This window comes from Candidatus Eisenbacteria bacterium, assembly GCA_005893305.1.
In the GTDB taxonomy this organism is placed as follows: Bacteria; Eisenbacteria; RBG-16-71-46; order SZUA-252; family SZUA-252; genus WS-9.
On record VBOZ01000029.1, the window covers coordinates 52,147 to 58,223 of the forward strand.

Genomic DNA, 6,077 nt, shown 5'->3' on the forward strand with positions numbered 1-6,077 from the left:
CCACCCATGGAAAATCCCACCAGTGTGAAATCTTTAAGCTCGAGATGCGTGATGAGCTTGTTCAGATCCTCGGCGAAGGTATCGTAGTCGTAGCCCGACGTCGGCTTGCTCGATTCGCCGAATCCCCGCCGATCGTACGTGATGACCCGATGACCCGCCTCGAGCAGCGCCATGGTTTGCTTCTCCCACGAACGACCGCTTAGGGGCCAACCGTGAATCAGAACGACCGGCTTCCCGGCTCCGTGATCCTCATAGTAGATATCGATGTTCCCTGAGTTTTCCTTGCCAACGGTCGTGTACGGCATGGCGGGTCCCCTTTCGTGCGGGCGAGTGCGGTACATGGGCAGAGCGATCGCTGCCGCGCGGGACTATAATTGCAATCGATGCGGGGCGCTGTTAGCCGGTTCAGTGTACCCTCAGGGATCGTCGCGCATCCAAACATTCCTAATCCGCCGAGCCGCCGCGGGGGAGGCCAACCACGATGACAAAGCGCAAGCTGGGACGACAGGGCCTCGAGGTGTCCGCCCTTGGGCTAGGGTGCATGGGGATGTCAGAGTTCTACGGGCAGTCCGACGAGACGGAGTCGCTGGCCACGATCCACCGCGCGATCGACCTCGGTGTCACGTTTCTGGACACAGCCGACATCTATGGCCCATTCAAGAATGAGATCCTCGTCGGCCGGGCAATCCAGGGTCGCCGCGACCGCCTCGTGGTCGCCACGAAATTCGGAAACGTGCGGGGCCCCGACGGTAGCTTTTTGGGAGTCAACGGCCGTCCCGACTACGTTCGCGCCGCCTGCGACGCGTCACTGAAACGTCTCGGCGTGGAGGTGATCGACCTCTACTACCAGCACCGAGTGGACCGAAGCGTTCCGATCGAAGACACCGTGGGCGCCATGGCGGGCCTGGTCCGGGAGGGGAAGGTACGCTACCTGGGCCTCTCGGAGGCGTCCCCGGCGACGATCCGCCGGGCCCACAAGGTGCACCCGATCACGGCGCTCCAAACCGAGTACTCCCTCTGGAGCCGCGATCCCGAGGACGAGATCCTCCCGACCTGCCGTGAGCTGGGGATCGGGTTCGTCGCCTACAGCCCCATCGGCCGCGGCTTTCTCTCAGGGCGATTCCGAAAGCCGGAGGATTTGCCGGCCGACGATTTCCGCCGCAACCATCCTCGGTTTCAAGGCGCGAATTTTCAGAAGAACCTCGACCTCGTGTCCAGGGTAGAGGAGATCGCGCGCGAGAAGGGTTGCACGCCGACCCAGCTTGTCCTGGCCTGGCTTCTCGGACAAGGCCAGGACATCGTGCCGATCCCGGGGACCAAGCACCGTCGCTTTCTCGAGGAAAACGTGCGCGCCCCGGAATTCGTCCTGACGCCCGCGGAGATGGAGCGGATCGCCGAGGTCGCGCCGAAAGGTGTCACGGCAGGGGACCGCTATCCTCAGGCCGGGATGCTGACCGTAAACGGATAACCGGTCGCTGACCGGCGTGGAACGAGGAACGCAACCGAAAGGAGCGAAACTCCCATGACCAAGACCCTGGATGCGGACGAAATCCTAGCGCAGGCCACCCCGCTGCAGCGGCAGAATGCGCACGAGATCCAACCGTACGGCCACCTCGTCCGGATGCCGATCGCCCTGGACGAAACGGTCTGCAGGGAGAGTGTCTCGAACCTGAATCAGCTCCTTGCCGATTCGATGACGCTGCGCGATCTTTACAAGAAGCACCACTGGCAGGCGGCCGGGCCCACCTTCTACTCCCTTCATCTCCTGTTCGACAAGCATTTCGAAGAGCAGAGTGTGCTCGTGGACGCGCTCGCGGAGCGGATCCAGGCGTTGGGCGGAGTGAGCCTCGCCATGGCGCCCGACATCGCCGAGACGACCTTGATTCCACGTCCGCCGAAGGGCCGTGAGGATCTGCCGACGCAAGTGTCCCGTCTCATGCACGCGCACCAGATCGTGCTCAAGGAGGCCCGCACGATGGCGCGTCTGTCCGCCGACCGAGGCGACGACGGCACGAACGATCTCATCGTGAGCTCGATCATCCGGACCAATGAGTCCCAGGTCTGGTTCGTCGCCGAGCATGCGGTGGATACACCGCTGGTGCGCGCGAAGTAGCGACCCTCGCGGTGGCGTGGTACGGCCCGATCGTGATGAACACGCAGGATCAGCTTCGGGAGGCGTTCGAGGAGCTTCAGGACGGGACGTTTCTGAAGACGAAGAAGGGGCGGTAGGAGATGGCCGGCGCCGCAGCCAGCCATGGGTGATGGCCGCGCTGATCCTCGTCCTCGTCAGCCTGCTCTGCGGTCCGTCCTTCAAGGACGCGCTCGCGGCGCAGGCCGGTGACACGCTCGACGACCTCCCCCTCACCGAAGTTTTGGCCGACAGCAGTTCCACCGGGACGATGGCGGTGACCCTGACCGGGGACGGCGGCTACGGAGTGACCGACAAAGGAATCGCCAGGACTCTCGCCGAGCACGGGGTACCGGTCGTCGTGCTGAACTCGCTCCACTATTTCCAGAAGCGCCGCGCTCCCGAAGAGGCCTCCGCGGACCTCGAACGAATCCTCCGCCACTATCTTCAGTCCTGGAAGATGAAGCGGGCCGTCCTGGTCGGCTACTCCCTGGGCGCCGATGTGCTCCCGTTCATGTTGAACCGCTTACCGCCGGACCTTCGTAGCCGCGTGCCGGTCCTCGCGCTCCTCGCCCCGAGCGCGGAGGCTGATTTTCAGTTTCATCTGACCGATTGGTTTGGCACCCATCACCGCAAGACCGCGCTCCCGGTCCCACCGGAGCTGGAGAGGCTGCGTGGTCTCCGGATCCTCTGTTTCTATGGATACAAGGACAAGGAAGCGATCTGCGATCGGCTGGACGCCGGGCTCGTGACCTCGTTTCCGATCGAGGGCGGGCATCGTTTCGCCAACAGGTACGGTCCCGTTGCCGAGCAGATTCTCAAGGCGGCGCGCTGAGCCCAGGAGGCTCAACCCTTCATCAGGCGATCGATTTCGTGGCGAATGGCGGGAAGCGTCATGCCGCTACGCGCGATGGCGAGAAGCCCCAAGATCCACAGCGGCAGCGTGAGCAGGAAGAAGGCGACGAACGAGAAGCCGACGGCCGAGCTCTTCTCGATGCCGAAGAGGGTGAGGCCCACGACGCAGAAGAACTGATACGTGCCGATGTTGGAGGGCGCGTTGGGAAGCGCCGTGCCCAGATGGACGATCAGGAAGACCGCGATTCCGACCCAAATCGAGAGCGGGAATCCGTACGCAAGCATCATGATCCAGAGGGCGATTCCCTGGAATACGAGGATCAGGGGCGAGATCAGCAGGGAAGCGATTGAATCCCGCGAAAGGCCGATCCGCCCGATGCCCTCCGCCACGTGGGAGACCATCCGCGCAAGGGAACGGTGCCCTTCGCGCTTTGACCCCGCCGCGTCCCCCGCGCTGTCCTTTCGGCGACAATAGACGAGGAATAGAAACAATGCGGTCGCCGCGATCACGATCACTCCAAGAACGTCCCCTCCCGCGATCAGATCGCGCGGGAGCGGGACGAACATCGCGGTGATTCCGATCGCGATCGCGAGCCAGACTCCGTCGAAGAGGCGCTCCGCCGCGATCGACGGCACGATCGAGAGAAACCTCACCCCCGTCCAGCGCGAGACCAGATACGCCCGAACGAACTCCCCGGCCCGGAGCGGCGTCACCTCGTTGGTGAAGAGCCCCGCGTAGATCGCCTGCGTGGCTCGGGCCGCGGAGACGGGCCCGACCGGCCGAAGCAGGTAGCGCCACCGCACGCCCTGGCAGACATAGCTCATGACGTCAAAGAGGATCGCGGGCGCGACCCAGACCCAACGGATGTGTCGCATCGAGGCGAACACGGTGCCGAAATAGACGTCATGAAGGACCCAAACGAGGCCGAATACCGCGAGGGCGTAACCGATGAGGTGACGGGCCCGCGGAGCGTCGGGCTCGACCGGCATCAGTCCTTCCGTTCGCTGATGCGGCTCAGAGCGATGGCAAGGCGGGGGAGGTCGAGCGCGTTTCGGTAGACCAGGTACCGCGGCTCCCAGGAGGTCGCGAATTTGGCCTTGTAGCTCCGGAGGCCTCGATAGCTGAAGAGGAAGTTGAGCCGCTGGAAAAAGGCATGGATCGCGCGCTCCTCGCGGGAGCCTTCGTCCTGCTCCGCGAAGCCGGACATCGGCGCCAAGCCGAAGTTGAACCGCGTGAATCCCTTCTCTCTGCTTTCGAGGAACAGATTCACGAAGAGGAAGTCCATGATCCCGTTCGGGGCCTCGGTACGGCGACGCATGAGGTCGATCGTCGTCTCGCCCTGGTGGTAGGAGGGGACGATGTTCACGAAGGCGAGGATCCGACCGCCGGCATCCGTGGCGGCGACGATCGGCGTACTTCCCACGTAATCCTGCTGGAACGTTCCGAGGCTGAACTGACGCTCCCTCCGGCCCGAGAAGAGTAGCCACTCGTTCGAGACGTCGCGCACCTCATGCATGACCTCCCTCGTGATCGGAGGATCGTAGCGCCGGAAGCCGATGCCCACCTTGCCCATCCTGGTCAGCGCGTTCCGGAACTCCCGCATCTTCCTTCCCTCGAGCGAGAATCGCGTGAGATCCACGATGGCGTCGTCGCCGATCTTGAGCTTCTTGAAGCCCAGCCGGCGGTAGATCGGAAGGAAGTCGGGCAGCGTCTGGTGAAAGCCCAATCTCCAGTCGCTCTCCTCGCAGAGGATCATGAAGGGTCGGATCGTGTTCTCGATCTCCTCCTCAGGCCCCACCGGATCGCCGAGCACCACCGCGTCCGACCCCGCCACCCGGTACGCCAGGAACGCGCGGCGCGAAGGGGAGAAGAACAGGGTTTTGTCGGGCCACGTCTTGAAGTAGTCGAGCGCCGACCGCCCGTAGCATGTCACGATCTCGCTCGCAGCCGCGTGGTCGCGCGGCCCGATCGAGAACCTGTATGCCACCGGACGATAGAGCTGAAATAGCGAATAGCCGGCGGCGATCGTGGCGATGACGTTGAGCGAGTTCAGGAACCAACGTGCGTGCCTCGTGTGCGCGACGATCGCCGGATCGCTCTGAAGGGTGAGGAACTCCAGCGTCCGCCGGATCGAGTCAGGGACCGTGAAGTCGATCCCGAAATCCCGGCGGTCCATGTACCAAAAGCCTGCGATTCCGTAGCCGAGGACGACGACCGTCGCCACGGCGATAACGATCAGCGCGGCGCCGATGTTGGGGACCGCGCTTCGCACGCGGAACTGGTCGCGTGCGGCGAGGAACAGCGCCACGAGCGCAAGCGAGAGGATCGCATCCTCGTAGTTGAGCCCCCGAGTCAGATGAAATACGACCGAGGCGCAGGAAAGGACCAACACGCTGTGAAACGCCCGCTCCTTTCGACGATAGACGTTGAGCGAGGTGACGATGAGGGCGAAGCCGATCAGCAGGGTGATGAAGCGGGAGACGTGGAGAAACTCCATGGGGAAGAGCTCGATCAGCCCGGTTGTCCTGCGGGGCCACGCGCGGTCGAGCAGGGAAAGCAGATTCGCGATCCCGCTCCCGAGGGTGACGAGCGCCAGGATCGGAATGATGAAGCGGCGCCGCTCCGACTCGGCGGGGTCCGCCGGATGGCGTACGAAGCGGTACGGCCCCTTCGTCACAAGACCGCCCTCTGTCGGGTTTGCGCCGACATGAAAGCTCCGCCCGGTTGCCAGCTGCGAAGCCCGTTTCAGGTTCATGTCCGGCAACTATAGCCCCGAGCGCCTCGGCGGGGGAAATGCCACCTTTTTGCCGAGCGGGGCAGGCTTCTTGCAAGTATCTGTGCAACTGCGGCCTTGTCTTGGGGTATTACTGGCCCACGGGGGTTTCCTGGGTAGCAGGATGTCCGAACGGCTCTGGGGCAAGCCGAAGCTTCGAATCCGCTGGGAGGGCAACTGCGATGTGTGACCGTTGAGACTGGGCCCCGCAAGAACACTCGCAGCAATCTCTCTGTTTGCCGCAATCGCATTCACCGCAACCTCACTGGCCGAGCAGCCCGATCCTCCCGCGCCTTCGATTGGACGTGACGCCCGCACAT

At 63.7% G+C, this 6,077-nt stretch carries 5 protein-coding genes and 2 pseudogenes (1 of these 7 running past the window's edge); 4 read left to right on the forward strand and 3 right to left on the reverse strand.

Going from position 1 to position 6,077, the window contains the following annotated elements; all coding sequences use genetic code 11:
- Positions 1–305 (reverse strand): annotated as a pseudogene (locus tag E6K79_08890) (alpha/beta hydrolase); it reaches 557 nt to the left of the window's first position.
- Between the two features lie 176 nt (positions 306–481).
- On the opposite strand from E6K79_08890, the gene E6K79_08895 reads away from it, so the two are divergent.
- The 4 genes and pseudogenes from E6K79_08895 to E6K79_08910 all read left to right on the forward strand — a co-directional run bounded on the left by E6K79_08895 (position 482) and on the right by E6K79_08910 (position 2,963).
- Positions 482–1,468, forward strand: a complete 987-nt coding sequence (locus E6K79_08895; protein ID TMQ63755.1) for an aldo/keto reductase — start codon at positions 482–484, stop codon at positions 1,466–1,468.
- A gap of 54 nt (positions 1,469–1,522) precedes the next feature.
- Positions 1,523–2,113 carry a DNA starvation/stationary phase protection protein gene (locus tag E6K79_08900; GenBank protein TMQ63756.1) on the forward strand — a complete coding sequence of 197 codons (591 nt, stop codon included), beginning with the start codon at positions 1,523–1,525 and terminating at the stop codon, positions 2,111–2,113.
- 8 nt (positions 2,114–2,121) lie between these two features.
- Positions 2,122–2,229, forward strand: a pseudogene (locus E6K79_08905) (pirin family protein).
- Positions 2,230–2,261: 32 nt separating this feature from the next.
- Positions 2,262–2,963, forward strand: a complete 702-nt coding sequence (locus E6K79_08910; protein ID TMQ63757.1) for a hypothetical protein — start codon at positions 2,262–2,264, stop codon at positions 2,961–2,963.
- 11 nt (positions 2,964–2,974) lie between these two features.
- Here E6K79_08910 and E6K79_08915 read toward each other — a convergent pair whose 3' ends face one another.
- Both E6K79_08915 and E6K79_08920 read right to left on the reverse strand, forming a co-directional pair.
- Entirely contained in the window at positions 2,975–3,973 is a 999-nt protein-coding gene (locus E6K79_08915; GenBank protein ID TMQ63758.1) for a flippase-like domain-containing protein, read from the reverse strand.
- Positions 3,973–5,739, reverse strand: coding sequence for a DUF2156 domain-containing protein (locus tag E6K79_08920; GenBank protein TMQ63759.1), 1,767 nt, complete (start codon positions 5,737–5,739; stop codon positions 3,973–3,975). The genes E6K79_08915 and E6K79_08920 overlap by 1 nt, the downstream gene beginning before the upstream one ends.
- Positions 5,740–6,077: the final 338 nt, after the last annotated feature.

Bases quoted from the DNA above. Each gene is read 5' to 3' on its own strand.
- E6K79_08895 (TMQ63755.1), top strand. From the start codon at position 482: ATGACAAAGCGCAAGCTGGGACGACAGGGCCTCGAGGTGTCCGCCCTT.
- E6K79_08900 (TMQ63756.1), top strand. From the start codon at position 1,523: ATGACCAAGACCCTGGATGCGGACGAAATCCTAGCGCAGGCCACCCCG.
- E6K79_08910 (TMQ63757.1), top strand. From the start codon at position 2,262: ATGGCCGCGCTGATCCTCGTCCTCGTCAGCCTGCTCTGCGGTCCGTCC.
- E6K79_08915 (TMQ63758.1), bottom strand. From the start codon at position 3,973: ATGCCGGTCGAGCCCGACGCTCCGCGGGCCCGTCACCTCATCGGTTAC.
- E6K79_08920 (TMQ63759.1), bottom strand. From the start codon at position 5,739: ATGAACCTGAAACGGGCTTCGCAGCTGGCAACCGGGCGGAGCTTTCAT.